Source organism: Actinoplanes sp. NPDC024001 (assembly GCF_040638955.1).
GTDB lineage: Bacteria > Actinomycetota > Actinomycetes > Mycobacteriales > Micromonosporaceae > Actinoplanes.
Window position 1 is genome coordinate 1 of record NZ_JBEZZB010000176.1, and the last position, 20,325, is coordinate 20,325.

General features: G+C 73.6%; 14 protein-coding genes and 1 pseudogene. 6 read left to right on the plus strand and 9 right to left on the minus strand.

Features of this window, described 5'->3' with window-relative positions; all coding sequences use genetic code 11:
• Positions 1 to 1,194: pseudogene (locus AB0F81_RS42350) on the minus strand (hypothetical protein); the annotation flags it as partial.
• Between the two features lie 4 nt (positions 1,195 to 1,198).
• Positions 1,199 to 2,185, minus strand: a complete 987-nt coding sequence (locus tag AB0F81_RS42355) for a hypothetical protein (protein WP_360208010.1) — start codon at positions 2,183 to 2,185, stop codon at positions 1,199 to 1,201.
• A gap of 126 nt (positions 2,186 to 2,311) precedes the next feature.
• Here AB0F81_RS42355 and AB0F81_RS42360 point away from each other — a divergent pair, with 126 nt between their 5' ends.
• From AB0F81_RS42360 to AB0F81_RS42375, 4 genes are all read left to right on the plus strand, one after another.
• Positions 2,312 to 2,662 carry a WXG100 family type VII secretion target gene (locus AB0F81_RS42360; RefSeq protein ID WP_360208013.1) on the plus strand — a complete coding sequence of 117 codons (351 nt, stop codon included), beginning with the start codon at positions 2,312 to 2,314 and terminating at the stop codon, positions 2,660 to 2,662.
• A 32-nt stretch (positions 2,663 to 2,694) separates the two neighbouring features.
• Positions 2,695 to 2,979: a WXG100 family type VII secretion target gene (locus AB0F81_RS42365; RefSeq protein WP_360208016.1), complete on the plus strand. Its 285-nt coding sequence runs from the start codon at positions 2,695 to 2,697 to the stop codon at positions 2,977 to 2,979.
• 140 nt (positions 2,980 to 3,119) lie between these two features.
• Positions 3,120 to 3,908, plus strand: a complete 789-nt coding sequence (locus AB0F81_RS42370; protein ID WP_360208019.1) for an ATP-binding protein — start codon at positions 3,120 to 3,122, stop codon at positions 3,906 to 3,908.
• Positions 3,905 to 5,143, plus strand: coding sequence for a S8 family serine peptidase (locus AB0F81_RS42375; protein WP_360208022.1), 1,239 nt, complete (start codon positions 3,905 to 3,907; stop codon positions 5,141 to 5,143). The genes AB0F81_RS42370 and AB0F81_RS42375 overlap by 4 nt, the downstream gene beginning before the upstream one ends.
• A 30-nt stretch (positions 5,144 to 5,173) precedes the next feature.
• Here AB0F81_RS42375 and eccB read toward each other — a convergent pair whose 3' ends face one another.
• Positions 5,174 to 6,529: a type VII secretion protein EccB gene (eccB, locus tag AB0F81_RS42380; protein ID WP_360208024.1), complete on the minus strand. Its 1,356-nt coding sequence runs from the start codon at positions 6,527 to 6,529 to the stop codon at positions 5,174 to 5,176.
• A 6-nt stretch (positions 6,530 to 6,535) separates the two neighbouring features.
• Positions 6,536 to 7,939 (minus strand): type VII secretion integral membrane protein EccD, encoded by a 1,404-nt coding sequence (gene eccD / locus AB0F81_RS42385; protein ID WP_360208027.1) that lies wholly within the window; start codon positions 7,937 to 7,939, stop codon positions 6,536 to 6,538.
• A gap of 87 nt (positions 7,940 to 8,026) precedes the next feature.
• On the opposite strand from eccD, the gene eccCa reads away from it, so the two are divergent.
• On the plus strand, positions 8,027 to 11,974 hold the full coding sequence (eccCa, locus tag AB0F81_RS42390; protein WP_360208030.1) for a type VII secretion protein EccCa: 3,948 nt from the start codon (positions 8,027 to 8,029) through the stop codon (positions 11,972 to 11,974).
• A 3-nt stretch (positions 11,975 to 11,977) separates the two neighbouring features.
• On the opposite strand, the gene AB0F81_RS42395 is transcribed toward eccCa, so the two are convergent.
• From AB0F81_RS42395 to AB0F81_RS42415, 5 genes are all read right to left on the minus strand, one after another.
• Positions 11,978 to 12,979 carry a hypothetical protein gene (locus AB0F81_RS42395; RefSeq protein ID WP_360208032.1) on the minus strand — a complete coding sequence of 334 codons (1,002 nt, stop codon included), beginning with the start codon at positions 12,977 to 12,979 and terminating at the stop codon, positions 11,978 to 11,980.
• Complete coding sequence (locus AB0F81_RS42400) at positions 12,976 to 14,298, minus strand: type VII secretion protein EccE (protein WP_360208035.1); 1,323 nt, start codon at positions 14,296 to 14,298, stop codon at positions 12,976 to 12,978. Before AB0F81_RS42400 ends, AB0F81_RS42395 begins: the two co-directional genes overlap by 4 nt.
• A 54-nt stretch (positions 14,299 to 14,352) precedes the next feature.
• Entirely contained in the window at positions 14,353 to 16,011 is a 1,659-nt protein-coding gene (locus AB0F81_RS42405) for an AAA family ATPase (RefSeq protein ID WP_360208038.1), read from the minus strand.
• A gap of 219 nt (positions 16,012 to 16,230) precedes the next feature.
• Entirely contained in the window at positions 16,231 to 19,059 is a 2,829-nt protein-coding gene (locus AB0F81_RS42410) for an AAA family ATPase (RefSeq protein ID WP_360208041.1), read from the minus strand.
• Positions 19,060 to 19,112: 53 nt separating this feature from the next.
• Complete coding sequence (locus AB0F81_RS42415; RefSeq protein WP_360208043.1) at positions 19,113 to 19,298, minus strand: hypothetical protein; 186 nt, start codon at positions 19,296 to 19,298, stop codon at positions 19,113 to 19,115.
• Positions 19,299 to 19,469: 171 nt separating this feature from the next.
• On the opposite strand from AB0F81_RS42415, the gene AB0F81_RS42420 reads away from it, so the two are divergent.
• Positions 19,470 to 20,162 carry a DUF4191 domain-containing protein gene (locus AB0F81_RS42420; protein WP_360208046.1) on the plus strand — a complete coding sequence of 231 codons (693 nt, stop codon included), beginning with the start codon at positions 19,470 to 19,472 and terminating at the stop codon, positions 20,160 to 20,162.
• Positions 20,163 to 20,325 lie beyond the last annotated feature (163 nt).

The window sequence follows — 20,325 nt, forward strand, 5'->3', positions numbered from 1 at the left end:
GCACCACGATGTTGGGCCGGTCGGCGGGGCCGGTGAACGCGTCCGGCGGCACCTCGGTGGCGGCGCCGAACCAGCAGCCCACCCAGATCGGGAAGGCGGCAGGGTGCCCGGCGGCAAACTTCCTGGCGGGAGTGTGCCCGGCGGCAGGATCGCGCCGGGCGGCAACGTCCCGGGCGGGGGAGCGGTCTGCCCCGGCGGCAGCGTCCCGGGCGGCAAGGTGCCCGGTGGCAGCACGCCGGGCGGCAGCACGCCGGGGGGCAGCGCCGGCGTGCCCGGCGGCAGGACACCCGGTGGCAGCGTGCCCGGCGGCAGATGACCTCCCGGCGGCAGCGTGCCGGGCGGTACGACACCGGGCGGCAGCCCCTCAGGGGGAAGCCCGGGCTGCGGCAGGTTCGTCCCGGGCTGGTTGGCGACCGGCGTCGTGATCAGCGCCGGTCCGGTCTGCGCCGGGCCGGACTGGCCGGGCAGCCCCGGCGGCGGCACCGTGGCGGGTGCGCTGAGCACCGCGTTCATCGGCTGCACCGGCGGGCCCACGCCGCCGGCGACCACACCGATGTAGTCGAAGTACTGGTCGCCGTACCGTTGCGCCAGCAGTTGCGCCTCGCGCCGGTAACGCTCGTCGACCTCGCGGGTGTCCTCCTCGATCTCCTCCTGCCGCGCCGCGTTCCAGCTGACGCCCTCGGTCGCGAAGGCGCCGAGGTTCTCCAGGAAGCCGACCTGCTGCGCCTCGCGCATCTCCTGCTCGTAACGCTGCACCAGGTTGTCGACGTCGCGGCGCGCCTCCAGGCTGATGTTCACCAGGTGGCGCAGCGCGGTGACGTTCTTCTGCGCGGCGTCCATCCACACGTCGAGATAGGCGAGCGCCTCACCCGGACCGCGGCGCAGGAACGCGTCCCGTGCCGCCGGCGACTGCCAGTGCTCGTCCTGCAGCACGGTGCTCTGCTGCACCACGAAGGTGCGGATGTCGGCCATGAACGACCAGGCGTTCTGCCACTGGTCGGCGAGCGCGGCCATCTGCTCCGGGTGCATGTTGCGCAGTTTGCGCGCCACGTCGGGCAGGCTCAGCGGGTTGCCCGGCCCGGGCGGCGCGGTGAACGGCACCTGCGAGGGCGGGTAGCTGCCGTACTTCAGCTGTCCGCTGTACGGGCTGTACCCGTAGTTCGGGTCGGCGGTGGCGCCCCAGTACTCACCCATCGGCTCAACCGTTCGCGTAGTGGGGGGCGTCGGCGCCGGAGGTGCGGGTCCCGGTCTCGACCCGGTTCGTCTCCTCCAGCAGCCCGCTCTTGCCCGGCTGGTAGGTGGTCGTGGTGGTCTCCCGGCTCACCGGATCCAGTTCCTCGCTGGTCAGCTGCGTGGTGCGGCCCTTCGCGTCGACGGTCTCGGTGGTCTCCTCGACGACGCGGCCGTTCTCCGTACGGGTGCGGGTCTCGGTGGTCGACGCCGGCCGGCCGTCCGCGCCGAGGGTCTGCTGGGTCGTGGTCGACACCGGTCCGTCCACTCGCGACGACGTGCGGGTGGTGCTGGTCGAGACGGTTTCGCCGCTGCGGTCGTACACCGTGGTGGTGGTCGTGACGGCGCCGCCCGGCGCCGTGAAGGTCAAGGTCTCGCGCCGCTCGCCGTGCGGTCCGGTCGCGGTCTGCAGAGTCTGATATGCCGAGATCGGGGTGACCGGCCCCGCCTGCCACTGCGGGCTGTCCAGCGGCGGCGGCGCGGCGCCACCCGCGATCTGCGCCTCTAGATATGTCGTGCCGACACCCTCCGGCAGCCCGGCCGGCCGGGGAACGCTCTTGTCGCCGAAGGCGAACAGCACGTCGGAGAGCTTGGCCGCCGACAGCGCGTCACCCGAGCGGTAGCTGTCGGCGATGGTCTGCGCCGCGTTGCCGACGTTGCCCAGCGACTCGGCCAGCTTGCCCAGGTAGACGCGCAGCTCACCGGCGTTCGCCAGCAACTGTGCCCGGACCGCGTCCGCCTCGCCGAGCACGTCACCGTCCCACGCCTGTCCCGGCATCTCGTTCAGCGGGCCCAGGTATGCGGCCCGCGACCCGATGTCGGCCTGCTGGGTCTTCATGAGGCGTGCGTACTCGCGGAGCCCGTCGAGATCGACGTCCACCGCCGGACCGCCGGCGAGCCACGGGGTGCTGGTGTTCGTCGAGGTCTGGTCCGCATACGGATTGTCCGCGCCCATCACGCCTCCCCCAGATTCGGTGACGCTGGTGTGTACGCGCTCTTTCGGGAACCGGTTCGAACCGGTCCGGCGATGCCGGCGTACGGGAGGACATAGACCACTTCCGAGAACCGGGGAGAAGCAACGATGGCAGGCATCGGTCAGGTCCACGCGACACAGGAGCAGCTCACCGCGATGGCGCAACGGTGCGGGGACACCGGCCAGAACATCTCGCAGGGAATGAACCGGCTGATGGGGCAGATCCAGTCCCTCAGCGGCGCCGGCTTCGCGGGTACCGCGAACAACGCCCTCCAGGACGTCTCGGTCCAGCTCAACGACGGCCTTTCCAAGATCATGGCGGCGCTGAACGAGCTCGGCGGCAAGATGTCGTCCGCCTCCACCACCTTCGGCACCAGTGACGAGGAAGCCGCGCAGTCCATCCGTACGGCGGCCGCGTCCGGCGCCGACAGCTCCGTCGTCAGCATCCTGCGCGGCTGATCGCGCGCCTGAAGAGATCGGGGAGAAGACCCATGAACATCACCTACAACTTCGGCCAGATCAACGACGTCTCGGCCGCCATCAACACCTTCCAGAACCAGATGGACCGCGAGCTCAACGACCTGTACACCGCGTTCACCCAACTGTTCGCCCAGGACTGGACCGGTGCCGCCGGCACCGCCTGCGACGACGCCCGGCAGAAGTGGAACCAGGGCGCCACCGAGATCAAGACGGCGCTGGCCAGCGTCGGCGTGCGGCTCAACGAGTCCGCGGAGCGCATGCAGCAGGTGGACCAGCAGATCGCCGCCACCATGTGAACGGACACCGTACGACGGAGATCGGCCGCCGAGCTGTCCGTCGGCGGCCGGTCCGTGCCCGGGTGACCAGCAGTGCGCAGCGGGGTGATTGTGTGCGAGTCTTCCAGCAAGAACGGGTTCTGGCCGCCGGAGCGGGGTCGATGGACTTCGGACACCCACCCACGCCGGACCACTCGGTCGTCTCGGTCGTCGACGAGGAGACATCAGTCCTCGAACTCGCCGTCCGCGGCCGGTGGAGCCGGGACCTCTGGCTGCAAGCACACCGGACCCTGCGCCAGCGTCTCGCCGAGCACCCCGCCGGGCTGCTGCTCGACCTGCGCGAACTCGACGACCCGGACGCGGACAGCGCGATGTTCTGGCTGACCGCGCGGGCCCGCGGCAACAGTCTGCGGCCGCGCATCCCGGCCGTGGCGACCCTGCCGGTGAAGACGGCGCTGGCCGCCCATCTGAGCCGGCTGGGCGTACCCCGCGGTCTCCCGGTCTTCGAGACGCCGGCCGGCGCCCGCGCCGCGCTCGCCGACCGCAACCTCTGGCCCGGCCTGGTGCGGCTGCGCCTGCTCCCGGAACTCAGCTCCGCGGTCGCCGCACGGCGCGCGGTCAGCCAGGCCTGCCGGGACTGGGAGCTGGACCTGCTGGCCGACCGGGCCCGTCTGGTCGTCTCCGAACTGGTGGTGAACGCGGCCGAGCACGCCGGCACGCTGATCGACGTGACCCTGTCGCGGGTGGACTCGTCGCTGCACGTGTCGGTGCGTGATCGCTGCGCGGAGCCGCCGCGCCGGCTGCCGGTCGATCCGCGACGACCGCACATCGCCCGCGGCCAGGGTCTGCGCCTGGTCGATGCGGCGGCGTACGCCTGGGGAGTGGCGCCCGCGCAGACCGGCAAGACGGTGTGGGCGATCCTGCGGCACGGCGTGGACCAGCCGGCATGAACCGCTGCCGATGGGCTGCCGCCCTGCTGACGGCCCTCATCCCCGTCGGCGTCGCCTGTTCGCCGGCGTCCGCTGCCGTTCCCGGTCAGGACTGCGCCAAGCCGGGCCGGGCCGAGATCGGCGGTTCCTGGCCACGAGCCGCGTTGCAGGCCGACGCGGTCGGCCCGGTCGCCGACGGCTCCGGCGTCGTGGTTGCCGTTCTCTCGACCGGGGTCGACGCCGGGCAGCCGCAGCTCGACGGCCGGGTACTCGCCGGGGTGGACGTCGTCGACCGGGCCGGCGCCGCGAACCAGGACTGCACCGGCACCGGCACTCAGGTGGCCGGCGTGATCGCCGGCCGGCGCGACGGCGGGGACCCGGACGTCGCGGGTCTGGCGCCCGGTTCGCGGATCCTGCCGATTCGGGTACTCCTGGACGATCCGGCCGGCTCGGAGAGCGACCCGGCGACCCTGGCGCGGGGCATCGACACCGCCGTGCAGAACGGCGCCGGCGTCATCGTCGTCGCCGCCCCCGTCTATCAGGACCAGCGGCAACTCGAAACGGCCGTGGCCGGCGCCGTCGGCCAGGGCGTGATCGTGGTCGCGGCGGCCGGAGATCTCGGCGGCCCGGACGACGGGAACCCGACGCCGTACCCCGCCGCCTATCCCGGCGTCATCGGCGTCGGCGCGATCGACCAGACCGGCCGCGTCTCCCCGGCCTCGCAGCGCGGCGAATACGTCGACCTGGTCGCCCCCGGCGTGGCCGTGCCCACCCTGCAGACCGGCCGTGGACTGGTCGAAGTGGACGGCACCGCGGTGGCCGCCGGATTCGTCGGTGCCGCGGCCGCCCTGGTGCGCGGCCGGCGCGGGGACCTCAACCCGCAGCAGCTCACCCGCCTGCTGACCGCCACCGCCAGCCCCGCCCCGATCGGCGACGCCTTCGGCGCCGGAGTCGTCGACCCCCTCGCTGCTGTCACCGGCCGCCTGGTCGCCGCGGACCAGCGGCCCCTGCCCGGCGTCGACCCGCCGGCCCCGCCCGACACGGCCGCCGACTCGCTGCGCCGCGCGATCGCCCTCACCGGTGCGGTCGTCGCCGCGGTGATCGTGGTCGCCGTCCTCCTGGCCGCCGCGGCGATCCGGCGCAGTCGCCGGCAGCACTGGCGTCCCGGCCTGGCGCCAGCCGTGCCGGCACAGGTCGAGCCGCTCGAACCGGGCCCTCCGGTCATGCTCCTCGACACTGCGCCGTGGTCGCGCTGAATCCGGCGGGCGCGTTGCCGTACCAGAGGGTCAGTTGACCGTGGGGGCGGCCTTGACCGCCGCCGCGGGATCCAGGGTGACGCCCGCCGGGATCGCGCTGACCAGCGCGGGCGGCACCACGATGGCGTTGCCGGCGGAGTAGCCCAGCATGGCGAGGACGTCAGCGTCGGGGACGGCGTGCCGCACCCCGGTGTCCGTGATCAGCAGGAATCCGCCCGGCGCGCGGATCAGCGCGAACCGCCCGGCCGGCACCTGCACCGCGTCGGCCAGCGGCTGACCGTCGGCCTCGGCGCCCGTGGTGGGGATCGCGGCGGCGAAACCGGCGGGCGAGCCGCCGACCGTGACCTCGGGCGCAGCCGCCGCCTCGCGGGTGATCGCGCAGGCGCTCTGCCCCGGTGGCACCGCGGCGAGCGACGGCACGGCGGCGGGCGGCTGAGCTGCGGCGTCGTTGCCGTTCAGGGCGTCGCTCTCGGGGATGCGGGTGAGCTCGTTGACCGAGATCTCCTCCGGCTCGCCGGGGAACGCCGCCGCCAGCACCGCCTGCTGCAGCGCGGTGATCGGTGCTCGGCCGTCGTCCACGATCAGCCAGAACTGCTTTCCGCTGCCGGTGTTCGTCACCAGCACGTCGCCGTTGTCGAAGTCCGGTGCGGCCGCCGACGGATCACCGCGGTCGTCGACGCCGACCGGGGCGATGTCCGCGCCGGACGGCAGCGCGTTGAGCCAGGCGGCGCCGGCCCGCACCGGCTGCGCGGCGCCGAACAGGGCCGCGACCGTCACGCGCGGATTGCGGATCTGATGTTTGCGGCCCTGCGTCACCAGGTGGATGTCGTCACCGGTGGTGACCAGCAGCCCGCGGTCACCGAGGGCGGCGCCGGGCGGGCCGGCGGAGGCGACCAGCAACACCGACGGCGCCTCGTTGCCGGGCACGGTGCACATCGTCCACGGCAGACGGACCTGGCGGGACGGCTCCGGCAGGGACGCCGGGGCGCCGGCGATGCCGATGGTCACGCCGCGCGGCACGTCGGTGAGCGATTTCGCGGAGACCCGGAAGACCGGCGGGTTGGGCCGGCCGGCGGCGAGTTTCGCGGAGGCGAAGTTCAGCGCCGGGTTGAGCCGGTTGCGCAAATAGACGAAGCTGGCGCCGGTCTCGCGCTCGACCACCACGGAGCCGTCGGCGCGCCAGCGGTCGGTGCCGGTGCGGGTCAGGATGCCGTAGATGCCGAACCCGGCGGCCACCAGGATCGCCACCATCAGGCCGCCGAACAGCGCGCCGATGCCGCGGCGCAGCGGGGACTGGGCCGGGTCGGTCTCGCGCATCACGAACGCCGAGACGACCCGCTGGTTCATGAACTGGTAGGACTGCAGCTGGTCGCGGCGGGAGGTCACCCGGGCTCACCCGCCGATCGAGGCGAACAGGCCGCGGATCTCGTCGAACACCCCGATCACCGCGCAGGCCAGCGGGATCAGCGCCATGATCGCGACGATGTCCAGGATGTCGGCGGCCCGCCCCAGGTAGGGCGAGGGCGGCCGCCGGCTGTAGACCAGCGCCGCCGACAGCGCCACCCCGGCGACCAGCAGCGCGCCGGCGAGCAGGGCCAGGCCCGGCAGGGCGCCGGTGACGACCGGGCCGAGACCCAGGCCGGCGAGACCGGTCAGGCCGGCCACCAGCAGCGGCACGCGCTGCTGCGGCGTCGGCAGCAGCCGGGCGCGCAGCAGCAGGGCGCTCACGGCAGCGATCATGAGGAGTACGGCGGAGACGCCCGGCCCGGACAGAGCCAGCCACGTCATCGCCGTGATGCTGCACAGCGCCGCCGACAGGAGCAGCCCGGTCAGCACCTCGCCGGCCCGGACGACGGCGGAGAAGACGTCCTCCCGGCGCGGCATCGGCTTGTCCTGGAGGATCTCCTCGGCCCGGTTCGGCAGCTCCGGGAAGGGCAGCCGCCCGAGCCAGCCGGCCAGCACCGGATAGGCCGGGAGCAGCCCGATCGCGGCGGTCAGCGCCACCGCGGCGGCGCCGTCCGGTGACATCCCGGCGAGCGCCAGCATCGAGGCGAGCAGGCCGGTCAGAGCGGCGGCGATGCCGGCGACGAAGAGCCGGGTCAGCCCGGCGACCCCGGCGTGCCCGATGACGCTGAGCACCATCAGCGTGGCCGAGCCGAGCAGCAGGCCGGACGCCCCGATGCCGAGGAAGCCGGCGCCCGGCTCGGTCAGCAGCCAGGCGCCGCCGAAGAACGCGAACGGCAGGCCGCTCGCGGCGACCACCCCACCGGCGCCGGCGTCGCTGAACGCCCGGGACAGCAGGATGCCGACGACCGCGAGAGCCAGTGACACGACCAGCGCGATGACGGCCGGCACCACCCACGGCGACCCGTTCGCGATCAGGCCGGCGAGGCCCAGCAGCAGCGCGGCGGCGGTGACCGCCAGCCCGCAGCGGCGGGTTGCGGCGGCACCCCACGACCGGGCGGCCCGGCGCGAGCCGCTGGCGATCACTTCGACCACATCGTCGTAGGCCAGCTCGGGCCAGTCCTCCCGGGCCGGCTTGAGGTGCAGCAGCTCGCCGTCGCGGACGCCCTGTGCGGCGAGATTGCGGTTCGGCTCCAGGGCGGCCCCGGTGGCCCGGCGCAGCACCCAGCCGCCGTTGCGCTCGGCCGGCTCGCCCAGCGCGCCCTCGGCGTGCCGCAGCAGATGCGGCAGGAGCTCGGCGACCAGCATGTTGTCGGGCAGGGCCAGATCCATCCGGCGGGTCGGCGCGGCGACGGTCACCCGGGCCAGACTGGGGCCACCCGGTGTGGTCACAAGATCACCCCCAGCGACGGCCTGGTCCACAACGTAGCAGCTTCCACCGATATGATGGCCACCGATCCGTCCACAGGGGGAGCCCGTGTGACTGTCACGATCGTCAAGCGCGCACCGCGGCGGCCGGCGCCCGCCATGCCTTCCGGCGAGGTGCTGCTCGATCCGCCGCCCGAGGTGCCACCACCCGCCGGCAAGGGCTGGGCCCGGATGCTGATGATCCTGCCGATGGGCGCCGGCGCCGCGGCGATGGGCCTGATGATGGGCGCCCAGCGCGGCGGCCCGGTCACCTACGTCGCCGGCGCGATGTACGGAGTGTCCATCCTCGGCATGATCGCGATGATGGCGACCAACACCACCGGTCCCGGCAAGCGCGAGATGATCGAGAGCCGGCGGCAGTACCTGCGACATCTCGCCCAGCTCCGGGCCCAGGTGCGCAACACCATCCGGCAGCAGCGGGAGGCGCTCTACTACCGCAATCCCGATCCCGCGACACTGTGGAGCTTCACCGACAGCGGCCGGCTGTGGGAGCGCCGGCGCGGCGACGCCGACTTCACCGTGATCCGGATCGCGGTCGGCCCGCAGGAGGTGGCGACCCGCCTGGTGCCGCCGCAGACCCGCCCGGTCGACGAGCTGGAGCCGCTCTGCGCGCTGGCGCTTCGCCGGTTCCTCAGCACCTACTCGGTCGTCCCCGACCTGCCGGTCTCGGTGGCACTGCGCGACTTCTCACACATCTACCTGCGCGGGGCGGACGAGCCGGCGCACGACTTCACCCGCGCCCTGCTGGCCCAGACGGCGATCTTCCACGCCCCCGACGACCTGCGGATCGGGGTGTGCGTCCCGGACCATCAGCGGGGCCGCTGGGAGTGGGCGAAATGGCTGCCGCACGCCCAGCATCCCGGCAAGACCGACGCGGTCGGCCCGGTCCGGCTGGTCGCGCCGAGCATCCCGGCGCTGGAGGCGATGCTCGACGACGTGCTGGTCAACCGGCCACGCTTCGACCCGAACGGCGCACCGGTCAGCGGACCGCACGTGGTGGTGGTGATCGACGGCGGGTCGACGGCCGGCTCCGACCATCTGATGACCGAGGGCGGCGTCTCCGGCGTCACCATCCTCGACCTGTCCGTGCCGCCGCCCCGGCTGCTCGACGACAGCTCGGTGGTCCTGGAGATCGCGCCGGACGGCACGGTCACCGGCACCACGATGGACGGTCCCACCGAGGTGGGCCGGGCCGACGCGCTCACCCTGCCGGAGGCCGAGGTGCTGGCCCGCGAGCTGGCCCCGCTGCGGCTCTCCGCCGCCTCCTACGGCGATCAGCCGGCCATCTCGCAGGACATGGGCCTGGCCGAGCTGCTGGAGCAGGACGATCCGTACGCGATCGACCTGACCGAGCTGTGGGCGTCGCGGCCCAACCGGGACCGGCTGCGCGTGCCGATCGGCGTCAACCTGGAGGGCCGGCCGGTCGAGCTCGACCTGAAGGAGTCGGCGCAGGACGGCATGGGCCCGCACGGCCTGCTGGTCGGCGCGACCGGCTCCGGCAAGTCGGAGCTGTTGCGCACGCTGGTGCTGGCACTCGGCCTGACCCACGACCCGGAGATCCTCAACTTCGTGCTGGTCGACTTCAAGGGCGGCGCCACCTTCGCCTCGCTGGACCGGTTGCCGCACACCGCCGCGATGATCACCAACCTGGAGGACGAGCTGCCGCTGGTCGACCGCATGCTCGGCGCCATCCAGGGTGAGCTGACCCGGCGCCAGGAGCTGCTGCGCAAGGCCGGCAACTTCGCCTCGCAGCGGGACTACGAGCGGGCCCGCTCGGCCGGGGTGCCGCTCGCCCCGCTGCCCAGCCTGCTCTTCATCGTCGACGAGTTCTCCGAGCTGCTCAGCGCCCGGCCCGACTTCATCGACATGTTCGTCCAGATCGGACGGGTCGGCCGGTCGCTCGGCATCCACCTGCTGCTCGCCTCGCAGAAACTGGAGGAGGGGCGGCTGCGCGGGCTGGAGTCGCACCTGTCGTACCGGGTGGGGCTGCGGACCTTCTCGTCGATGGAGAGCCGGGCGGTGCTGGGGGCGCCGGACGCGTACGAGCTGCCTCGCTCACCCGGCCACGGCTACCTGCGGACCGGCACCGAGGGGCTGGTCCGGTTCCGCGCCGCCTACGTCTCCGGCGCGGTCCGGCGCGACGGCGAGACGAGTGCCGGCGGTGGGCGGGCCGGCAACCCGATCCGAGACTTCTCCACCTTCTATTCGGTGCCGCTGTCCGAGGAGCGGCCGGTCGAAGAGCGACCCCGCGAGGAGAAGGTGGTCGGCGACACCCTGCTCGAAGTGCTGGTCCGGCAGATGGAGGGCCGGGGCACCCCGGCGCACGAGGTGTGGCTGCCGCCGCTGGACAAGGCGCCCACCCTCGGCCAGATGCTGCCGGCCGCCATCTCGATGCCGGACCGGGGGCTCACCGTGGACGCGCCGGAACGGTTCGGCGCCCTGCACGCGCTCGGCGGCGTCATCGACAAACCGTTCGAGCAGCGCCGCGATCCGATGTGGCTGGACCTGTCCGGCGCGGCCGGCAACGTGGTGGTGGTGGGCGCCGCCCAGTCCGGCAAGTCGAACCTGCTGCGCGCGCTGATCGCCAGCCTCGCCCTCACGCACACCCCGCGTGAGGTGCAGTTCTACGGTCTCGACTTCGGCGGCGGGCCGCTCAGCGGGCTCACCGACCTGCCGCACGTCGGCGGGGTGGCGACCCGCCGCGACGTGGACCGGGTCCGGCGCACCATCGCCGAGCTGCACGGGCTGATGCGGGCCCGGGAGGAGCTGTTCGCCCGGCAGAACGTGGAGGGCGCGGCGGCGTACCGGCGGGGCAAGGTGCAGGGCCGGTTCACCGAGGACCCGTTCGGCGACGTCTTCCTGGTGGTGGACGGCTGGTCGACGCTGCGCACCGAGTTCGAGGACCTCGAGTCGACCGTGCACGAGCTGGCCAACCGAGGGCTCGGCTTCGGCATCCACATCCTGGCCGCCACCAACCGGTGGATGGACATCCGGCCGCAGATCCGCGACGTCTTCGGCACCCGGCTGGAGCTGCGGCTCGGCGAACCCAGCGACTCGGTGATCAACCGGCGGGAGGCGGTGAACGTGCCGGACCGCACGCCCGGCCGCGGCCTCACCCCGGACGGGCACCACTTCCTGGCCGCGCTGCCGCGCATCGACCGGGAGCAGCGCGTCGACGATCTCGCCGACGCCGTCACCGACCTGGTGAAGGTCGCCACCGAGCACTGGACCGGACCGCCGGCGCCCCGCGTCCGGTTGCTGCCGGCCGAGCTTCCGTTCGAGGCGCTGCCGCCGGCGCGGGGTTCGCTGGTCCCGATCGGGATCGCCGAGGCCGACCTGCAGCCGGTCTGGCTCGACTTCGACTCGGAACCGCACGCGCTGCTCTTCGGCGACGTGGAGAGCGGCAAGAGCTCGTTCCTGCGCAGCCTGGCGCGTTCCGTCACGGCCGCCAACAGCCCGGACCAGGCGCGGCTGCTGCTGGTCGATCTGCGGCGCAGCCTGCTCGGCTGCATCCCGGCCGAGCACACCATCGGCTACGGCAGCTCCCACCAGATCACCGCCGACCTGATCGAGCAGGTGGCGGTGGCCATGCGTGAGCGACTGCCCGGCCCGGACGTCACCCCGGAGATGCTCAGCGACCGCAGCTGGTGGAAAGGCCCGCAGCTCTACGTGCTGGTCGACGACTTCGACCTGGTCGCCAGCGTGCAGCCGAACCCGTTGACGCCGCTGCTGGAGTTCCTGCCGCAGGCCCGCGACATCGGGCTGCACGTGGTGATCACCCGGCGGATCGGCGGGGCCGGGCGGGCGCTGTTCGACCCGGTGATCGGCCGGATCCGGGAGCTGGCGTCGCCGGGCATCATGATGTCCGGGCCGCGTGAGGAGGGCCCGCTCTTCGGCACCTTGAAACCGCAGCCGCTGCCGCCGGGGCGAGCCTGGATGGTCACCCGTAAGCACGGGTCGCGGCTGGTCCAGTTGGCCTGGACCCCGCCGGCCCGCTGATACTCAGCGGCGGGGCAGCCCGACGTACTGCTGCTCCACCCCGGTCTGGTGCAGGAACAGGTGCCGTTCCGTGCCGTCACCGATCAGCGCGACCATGTCGTCGGCCATGAACTGCAGGAACTGCCCGCTCTGCGGCCGCAGCCGCAGCGTCGACGAGGCCAGCGTCGCCTCGTCCCCGCCGAGCCGCTGCAGCAGCACCAGCTGGGCGTCCTGCAGGGCCGCGACCCCGGGCCGGTCCAGCTGCCGCAGAATCGTCAGCTGGGTGTGCCACGGCCCCAGCGGCGGCGCCGTCGCCGGGCCGGTCACCCCGAGGTCGTAAACGGTCAGCGTGGGGGTCTGCGCGGTGCCACCCGGGAAACCGCCCTGGTCGCTGCTGAGCACGGTGAGCCGGTTGTACTGCCCGGTGGCGCGTTCCCCGAAGCCGGACCAGGCCTGCGGCTCGCTGGTCACCACGATGGCCCGGGCGCCGACCGAGAAGGCCCGGAAGATCAGCAGCTGCGCTGCCCAGACCCCACCCACCAGGGCCACGCGGACCGGTTCCGGTCCGAAGAGCCGCAGCGGTACGGGTGAGTGCTGCCGATCGCGGCCCAGTAACAGTCCGGCGCCGCTGGAGGGGGTGACCGTCACGCCCCGCAGCCCGGCCCGGGGAACCGCATGCCAGCCGATGCGCAGCCGGCTGGTCCGCCCGGAGGGCCCGGTGCGCTCCCGTCCGCCGGCTTCGTCCGGGCCGTCCGGTGGACCGCCCGGCCGGTCGGGGGCGACGGGCCTGGCCAGCGGGCTCGGGGTGGCCAGGGGCGCTGACGTCACCGCCGGCGCGGTCAACTCGCGGGCCGCCGGGTCCGCGGTGGCCTGACCGGCCGCATGGGTGTCGTCGTGGGCCGGCCGCGCCTGCACCGGAACCGAGGCCCGCGCCACCGTCGTCGGCACCTGTGGCTGCCCGCCCGTGTTCGGTTGCGCCCCCGGCCGCGGCTGCGCGGCCGCGGGCGGATCCGGTGGATATGTCATCCCGCCCCACCTCCGGTCGGTGCCGTCGCATAGGCCGCCGGCCCGTGCTCCCCGTCCATCGGCTGCAGCTCCGCCCCCGCCCGGCGCACGCCTTCCAGCAGCACCCGGTCCAGGGCCGCGAGGTCGGCGTCCGGCCGGGTGGCCAGCCGGATGAACGCGCGCACCGCGACGTCGTCGTGCTCCCCGGCGGTGAGCACCAGCGCCACGCTGGTCTGCGCGGCCGGCGCGGTCGCCGCCCAGGCGAAGAGCGAGCCGATCTCGGTGGCCGACGCCGGCCAGGTTCGCAACCAGTACGTCCGGTGCACCAGCCGCGCCGACCGCCAATGGGTCCACGCCTCGTCCAGACCGGCCGGGGACTCCACGTCACAGGACCGGGCCAGGGACGCCAGCAGGCCCGCGGCATCGAGCACCCGGCCGGTCACGCCGAGCCGGCGCAGACTGGTCGCCACCTTGCGGGCCAGGCCGGCGACGAGCGTGGCCGCCGCTTCCGGGTCGGCGGTGTGATCGAGCAGCGCCTCGGCCAGCACCCGGGCGTCGACCCGCACGCTGATCGACGACTCCCGGTGCGCCGGCACCGGCGCCGGGCTGACCGCTTCCACCAATTGCCGGTACGACGAGCCGGCCGGCGACGCGGGATGCACATCGGGGCTCGGCGCCGGCACGGTGTGGGTGACCAGCTCCAGCACCACGCCGGGCTGCTCGGTCGCGGTGACCAGGCCGAGCAGCGAGTCCAGCGGGATCGGGGCGCCCTCCGGCTGGACCGGGGAGCCCGGCTCCAGCACCACGACGCTGAACCAGCCGGCCTCGTCGCGCGCCACACCGACCGCGGCGCCACTCTCCTCCGGGCCGGTGACGTCCCGCACGGTCAGCCCGGGCGCCACCGTCCGCAGGGCGGCGAGCACCGGGCCGGCCCGGGTGTCCAGCCGGGCCGAGCGGCGGCGCTGATGATCCCGGGCGACCTGCCGGTGCTCCAGCCACCACCGGTCCTGCCGGCGGGCGAAGAAGATCAGCAGCAGCGCCGCGGCGACCGCGACGGCGATCAGGGTGGGCACCGGCCCCCGGGTCAGCGCGGCGACCACGACCAGCACGGCCGCTTCGGCGACCAGGATCTGCGCCAGGCTCAGCGGGCCGAGATGCCCGCGGCGGGGGACGGCCCGGACGGATGCCTCCGCCGGGGGCCGCGGGGGACCGGGCCGCTGGGGCGGCCCGGCGGGCGGGGCCGGAAAGCCGGGTGGGGCCTGCACCCCGGTGCGGCGGATCGGGACCGCGGCCGCGCCGACGGTCGCCCGGGCCGCCGGATCGCTCTCACCCCGATGCACCGGTCGCCTCCCCGGACGGTCCGTAATGGACAGATCCTACGAGCGTAACCATGATCAGCGGATCACCGCCCGCAGGTCGTCGAGCATCAGCGTGCGCAGATCGTCGCGGCTCGGCATCCGGCCCATCGCCCGCAGCCGTCCGGACTGCGCCTTGCGCATGCCCTCCAGCAGCTTGCGCGCCTCCCGGGCGTTGCCGAAGTTGCGATCCCGCTCCAGCAGCGAGAAATGCTGGTGCAGCGCGGCGGACAGCCCCGCCGCGAAGACGTAGTCGTCGTGCCGGGCGATCCGGTCGGCGATCATCACGAGTTCGTCCGGCCCGTAGTTCTCGAACTCCATGGTCTTGGCGAACCGGGAGGCCAGGCCCGAGTTGGCGTCCAGGAAGTCGGACATCTCCCGGGTGTAGCCCGCCACGATCACCGCGACCTGGTCGCGGTGGTCCTCCATGAGCTTCACCAGGGTGTCGATGGCCTCCTGGCCGAAGTCGGCGGCCGCCCCGCCGGCGCGGGCCAGCGTGTACGCCTCGTCGATGAACAGCACCCCGCCCATCGCGTCCTCGAACACCGAGGTGGTCTTCTCCGCGGTGTGCCCGATGTACTGACCCACCAGGTCACGCCGGGACACCTCACGGAACCGGCCGTTGGGCAGCACACCGAGCGCCTTCAGCAACTGGCCGTAGATACGGGCGACGGTCGTCTTACCCGTACCCGGAGCGCCGGTGAAGATCAGATGGTGGCTGACCATGCCGACCGACAGGCCGGCGCTGCGCCGCCACTCGTTCACCTGGATCTCGTCGATCAGGGCGCGGACCTCGGCCTTCACCCCGGCCAGGCCGATCATCGAGTCCAATTCGGTCAGCAGCCGGTCCACCTCGGCGGCGTCCTGCGCCGTGGCGGCCGCCACCACACCCGCTTTCGGCAGGCCGCCGCTCTCGCTCAACGTGACCGTGGCCCGCGCCGACGGGTCGACGTGCACGGCCGGCTCGGCGGTCTGCTCCACCCGGCACTGCTCCACGACGGCGCTGCACCCGGCCCCGATCACGATGCCCGAGCCGGCCGTCTGATGCACCCAGGTCTCCACGATCCGCGGCGCGCTGCCGTGCGCCACCACGATGCCCGCGTCGCCGGTGCCGGAGATGTCGCAGCGCTCGATCGTCGGCCGCCCCGACTGGTAGACGTAGATCCCGCGATAGCCACATTCGGCCACCGTGGTGCCGCGCAACGTCGGGTCGGCGCCGAGCCGCACGATCACCCCGTCGTCGGCGACACCGCGCACCTCGCTCGCCTCCACGGTGCCGCCCGCGTCGGAGAAGACGAAACCGTGCTGACCGCGGATCACCCGCACCTCACCGGCCTCGACCACGGCGCCGTCGCTGGCCTGCACGCCCGCGCCGTAACCCGCCGACAGCTCACACCGGCGCAGCCGCAGCCGCCCGCCGGCCACGGTCACCGCCGGGTAGTCGCCGGAGACCAGCGCCAGCCCCTCCACCACGACCTCGCCGGAGCCGACCGCCAGCGCCGGGCCGTCCAGCCCGGTGGCGTCCACGATGGCCGAACCCGGATCGCCGGCGGCACGCACCGTCAGCCGGCGACCGCCCAGCTCGATCCGCTCCTGATAGGTGCCGGGCGCCAGGGTCACGACCGCGCCGTCGGGCGCCACCTCCAGGGCGTCGCGCAGCGTCGGATAGGTGCCGGGAACCGCCAAGGTGCTGACCACGAGCGGAACTCCTTCGCGCGGGCGAGTCCACCGGCGGCCACACCGCCGAGGGCGTAGACCCGAGGCTAGCGCCCCGCGCAGATCATGGAGGTATCCGTCGATGGTTGCTCGCGGCGGTTCACCGCCGGCTCTTTCCCGGTACGGGCTACCCCGCCCGCCGAACTACCCCGCCCGTGACTCGGCGCCACAACGGTCGCCGGCATCGATCAGGCCGGCGGTCTACGACTCCAGCAAGCCCAAGCGATGCGCGACCGCTGCGGCCTCGACGCGGTTCGTCACCTCCAGCTTGGCGATTATTCGGGAGACGTGGACGCTTGCCGTTTTCGGTGAGATGAACAGGCGCTCGGCGATGCGGCTGTTGCTCTGGCCCTCGGCGACCAGGCGGAGGACCTCGCGCTCTCGGGCGGTGAGCACCTCGGTGCCGGCGGCGGCTGAGGAGGAGCGGACGCCCAGGCGGCGGGCCAGGACGTCGGCGGCGGAGACCAGCGGGACGGCGCCGAGCGCGGAGGCGATGGCCGTGGCCTCGGTGAGGGCCTCGGTGGCGGCCTGGCGGTCGGCGGCGACGGCCTCGGCCAGGCCGAGGAGGGCGACTGCCAGCGGGTAAGGCTGGCCGTCGGCCCGCCAGGCCGCGACCGCGGCCTGCCAGCGCTGGGCGCCGCCGTCGAGCCGGGCGGCGATCTCGGCGGCGTAAGCCCGCTCGGCCGGGCACCGCTGCGGCAGCTCGGCCGCGGTGGCTCTGATCAAGTCTCGCGTCTCCGCATCCGCCACCCGGGCCGCGGTGGTGAGCAGCGCCCACCCGTAGCGTGGCCGCTCCCGGATCCCCCGATCCTCAACGGCGGTGCGTGCGAAACCCTGCGCGGCCGTCACGTCGCCGGCGGCCTGGTGCGCCATGATGCGCAGCTCCAGCAACGACACCCGGGTGTCCGCGTGCAGGAACGGCTTGGCGAGGAACCCGATCGCCCGGCCGACCAGCACGTCGGCGCCCTCGTGGCCGCGCGCCAGACGGATCCGGGCGCGCAGGCGCAGCCACGGGACGGCGAGCGTGCCGGGCGGGTCCTGCCGGGCCGCTTCGGCGAGCAGGTCGTCGGCCTCGTTCCAGCGGCCGAGTGCCATCAGCGCCTCGGCATGGTTGGCCAGCAGGTAGACCCCGGTGGTGCGGCTGACCCCGACCCGATCCGCGTAGGGCACGCCCTCGGCGGCGGCTGCCGCGGACTCCTGGTACTCGCCCAGCTCGAACAGGGCGTCGGAGAGGTTGACCAGGCCGTGCGCGAAGCTCGGCAGGTCGCCGTTGGCCCGCGCGCGCTCCACGGACTGGCGCATGACGGGCAGTGCCTCCGCAACGGCGAGCTGCCCCCCGCAGACCTTCCCGTAGATGATCTCCGCGGAGATCTGGGCGGCCTCGTCGCCCAGGCCGGCCGCGCCGTCCTTGACCTCCTGTGCGATCCGGCCGGCCTCGTCGCCGCCGATGCCGGCAAACACATAGGCGACATCCCCGAGCAGCCGCAACCAGGTCTTGTCGTGCGGGGCGAGTTGCAACAACCGGTACGCCTCGCGGGCCTCCGGCGCACCGTCGCTCTTGCCCGCGTTGCGCAGCAGCTTGGCCCGGCGGACCAGCAGCCGGGCGGCCCGCAGCGGCTCGGCGTCGCAGTCGAGGTCGCCGAGCGCGGCGCGGGTCAGGCTCAGCGCCCGCATGTGATCGCCGGAGTCGATCGCGACGAGTGCCGCCTCCTCCAGCAGGTCGAGGTGGCTGGTGCCGAGCAGATCGGCGGCGTCGGGCACCTGCTCCCACAGCTCGAGCACCCGGTCGAGCAGGCGGGCCTGCTCGGCATAGGCATAGCGGCAGCCGGCGTCGTCGGCGGCGCGGCGCGCGGCGACCAGCGCGCGGGGGTGATCGTGGGCGGCGTGCCAGTGGTGGGCGATCTCGGCCGGCGCCCGGTCGGCGTCGACCAGCTGCGGCTCGGCCTCGATCGCCTCGGCGAACCGGGCGTGCAGCCGGGCGTGCTCGCCGGGCAGCAGGTCGTCGTGCACGGCCTCACGGACCAGCGCGTGACGGAACTCGTAACCCCCGTCGGGGTCGAAGACGATCATCTGGGCGGCGACCGTGGCGCGCAGCGCGGACTCGAGGGTCGCGTCGTCCACCCCGGCGACCCGGGCGAGCAGGTCGTGCCCGAACTTGGTGCCGCCGACCGCGGCCACCCGCAGCACCCGCTGTGCCGCCTCGGGCAGCAGGTCGACCCGGGAGAGCAGCAGGTCGCGCAGCGTCTCCGGGATGTCGCCGCAGCGCGGGTCGCCGGTGCTGGCGAACTGCTCGATGAAGAACGGGATGCCCTGCGCCCGCTCGCTGACCGTGTCGACGGTGGGCGCGTCGGGCTCGGCGCCGAGCAGGTGGCCGAGCAACTCGGCGGTGCCGTCGCGGTCGAGCCGGTCGACCTCGTGCCGGTGCACGCCGCGCACCCGCTCCAGCTCGGCCAGGAACGGCCGCAGCGGATGGCCGCGATGCAGCTCGTCGGTGCGGAAGGTGGCGAGCAGCAGCAGGCGCGGCACCCGGGCGGAGCGCATCAGGAAGGCGATCAGGTCACGCGTCGACCGGTCGGCCCAGTGCAGATCCTCGATCACCAGGACCAGCGGGCGATCCTCGGCGAGGCGGGCGAACAGCGACCCGACCAGCTCGAACAGGTGCCCGCGGCGGGCCTCGCCCAACTCCTGCGGTGGGCCCAGCTCGGGCAGCAGCCGGGCGAACTCGGACTCGCGCCCCTCGAAGGCGACCCGGCCCTCGCGCCGGACCAGCTCGCGCAGCGCGGCCGCGAACGGCGCGAAGGGCAGGCCCTCCTCACCGAGCTCCAGGCACTGGCCGGTGAGCACGCGAACCGGCTCACCGGCCAGCGACCGGCAGAACTCCTCGACGAGCCGGGTCTTGCCGACCCCGGCCTCACCGCCGAGCAGCAGGGCCGTCGGCTCGGCGCCACGCACCCTTTTCAGCGCCTCGTGCAGCGCGGCCAGGTCGGCCTCGCGGCCGACCAGAACCGGGCTGTGGACGCTCACCGTCATGAGATCGAGCATGCCATGCGGGTACGACAGAATTTTCGGCCCGACCGCCGCGGTCACGATGCGAGAGACTGCCGGGCCTGCCGGGCCGACCGGCGTACTCGTGGCCACCGTCCGGTGCGGCGCGCGCGCCCTTCGGTGGCCTCGAGCGCACGCCGGTCCCGGTCCGCCTGGCGGATCAGCTCGTCGGAGCGCGAGTGGATCAGGTCGAGCTGGAACTCGGGGCTGGTGAACGGGCTCATCTCGGTGCTCCTCGCGAATCGTTCGGTGGTTGCACCGATGACTCTTCGCGCGAAGGCGGCATCCGGGCATGGGGACACCGCCTCATTCCGCGGCCCCGCCCCTCCTTACCTCAGACCTCTGAGGTGCCCGGGACGCCGTAAGGTACCTGAGCCCCACTACACTTTGCGGCTATGGCAAAACCCCAGGAGAAGGTGTCGTTCCGCGAGCGGCTGAAGCAGATCGGCCAGGTGTTCGCGTTCACGGCGAAGCAGGACAAGTGGTTCGTTCCGCTGGTCATCGCGGCGGTGGCGATCCCGGTGGCGCTCACCGTGCTCGTCGTGCTCCTGGGCTGGGGGCTGCTCTGGATCCCGGTCGGCATCCTGTTCACGCTGCTGGCCGTGCTGATCGTGCTCAACCTGCGCTCCAACGCCGCGATGATGAACGTGGCGGAGGGCCAGCCCGGCGCCGCCGCCTCGCTGATGGAGAACATGCGCGGTGACTGGCGGGTGCGTCCCGCGGCCAGCTCGACCACGCAGTTCGACATGGTGCACGTGGTGATCGGCCGTCCCGGCGTCATCCTGCTCGCCGAGGGTGACCCGCAGCGGGTCAAGGCCCTGCTCGGCCAGGAGAAGCGCCGCCTGGTCAAGGTGATCGGCAACGCGCCGCTCTACGACTACGTGATCGGCACCGAGGAGGGCCAGCTGCCGGTGCGCAAGCTGCGCTCGACGATGCTGCGCCTGCCCCGCAACCTCACCGGCAAGGACGTCAACGCGCTCGACAAGCGCCTCGGCGCCCTGATGGCCCGCCCGCAGATGCCGAAGGGCGCGATCCCCAAGAACATGCGGCCCAGCAAGGGCGCGTTCCGCCAGCAGCGCCCTCGCTGAAAACCGGGGAGGGGTACGAGCTGCACCTCCCCGCCGAGCCGTCGCGCCCCGTGGCTGCCAGCGATGCGGCAGCCACGCCACGCCCCCCCGCCCGCGCCCGGCGGAACCACCGCCCGTTCTTCAAACCACAAACGCCTCGCCCGATCCGGCCGGGCGTGTGGCG